Annotated in this window: 1 protein-coding gene; it reads right to left on the bottom strand. The window is 77.0% G+C overall.

The genetic code is table 11. The features are described from left to right. Positions 1 to 16: 16 nt before the first annotated feature. A complete protein-coding gene (gene mnmA / locus F2B26_RS16330) occupies positions 17 to 1,144 on the bottom strand; it encodes a tRNA 2-thiouridine(34) synthase MnmA (RefSeq protein ID WP_159811132.1) in 1,128 nt (375 codons plus the stop codon). Positions 1,145 to 1,211 lie beyond the last annotated feature (67 nt).

Below are 1,211 nucleotides of genomic sequence, written 5' to 3'. Positions count from 1 at the left end.
GCACCGCTGACCCCGGTCACGGCGCGACCGCGACGCCGGCCGGCGCCTCGGCCGGGGCCACGCCCCGCACCTGCTCGATCGTCGCCTGGGCCAGCACCCGGTCCCCGTCGTAGAGCACGAGCGACTGACCGGCCGCCACACCGTGCAGCTGCTCCCCGTCCTCGACCAGCACGCTGAGCCCGCCGTCGGCGTCGGCGTCCAGCCGCACCCGCACGTCGCGCCCGTGCGCCCGCACCTGCGCGGTGCACCGCGTGCCGACGGGCACCTGGTCGAACCACACGACGTCACCGGCCTGCACGGCGGACACCGCGAGCGCCTCGGCCGGCCCCACGACCACCCGGTTGGCGACCGGCTCGATGCCCAGCACGTACCGCGGCTGCCCGTCCGGCGCCGGCCGGCCCAGGTGCAGCCCGCGGCGCTGCCCGACGGTGAACGCGTAGGCCCCCTCGTGCCGTCCGACCACCGCGCCGTCTTGGTCGACGACGTCACCGGGCCGGGCCCCGAGCCGCTCGCGCAGGAAGCCGCCGGTGTCGCCGTCGGCCACGAAGCAGATGTCGTAGGAGTCGGGTTTGGCGGCCACCCGCAGCCCGCGCTCGGCAGCCTCGGCCCGGACCTGCTCCTTCGTCGGGACGTCACCCAGCGGGAACATCGCGCGGGCGAGCCGTCCCGGCCCGCTCACCGCGAGCACGTAGGACTGGTCCTTGGCCTCGCACGCGGCGCGGCGCAGCACGACCTGGCCGCCCGCCCCGCGCTCCAGCCGGGCGTAGTGCCCGGTGCACACCGCATCGAACCCCAGGGCGAGCGCCCGGTCGAGCAGCGTGGCGAACTTGACGTGCTCGTTGCACCGCACGCACGGGTTGGGGGTGCGCCCCGCGGCGTACTCGGCGAGGAAGTCGCTCACCACCGTCTGCTCGAACGTCTGCGACAGGTCCCACACGTAGAACGGGATGCCGAGCACATCGGCGGCCCGGCGGGCGTCCGAGGCGTCCTCGAGCGAGCAGCAGCCCCGCGACCCGGTGCGCTGGGCGGCGGGGGTGCGCGACAGCGCCATGTGCACCCCGACCACCTCGTGCCCGGCATCGAGCGCCCGGGCCGCCGCGACCGCCGAGTCGACCCCGCCGGACAGCGCTGCCAGCACCCGCATCAGGCCGCCCCCGCCCGGTGCGCGCCCCGGGCCCGGTCCACGGCCACCGGCAGCGCCGCGACCAGGG

The organism is Cellulomonas citrea (assembly GCF_009829685.1).
GTDB lineage: Bacteria > Actinomycetota > Actinomycetes > Actinomycetales > Cellulomonadaceae > Cellulomonas > Cellulomonas citrea.
The sequence above is the reverse complement of the archived record's forward strand: the minus strand, read 5'-3'. Positions and strand labels throughout refer to the sequence as shown.

What these genes read in the sequence shown, in the direction of transcription:
- mnmA (WP_159811132.1), bottom strand. Translation starts at nt 1,144, where the DNA reads ATGCGGGTGCTGGCAGCGCTGTCCGGCGGGGTCGACTCGGCGGTCGCG.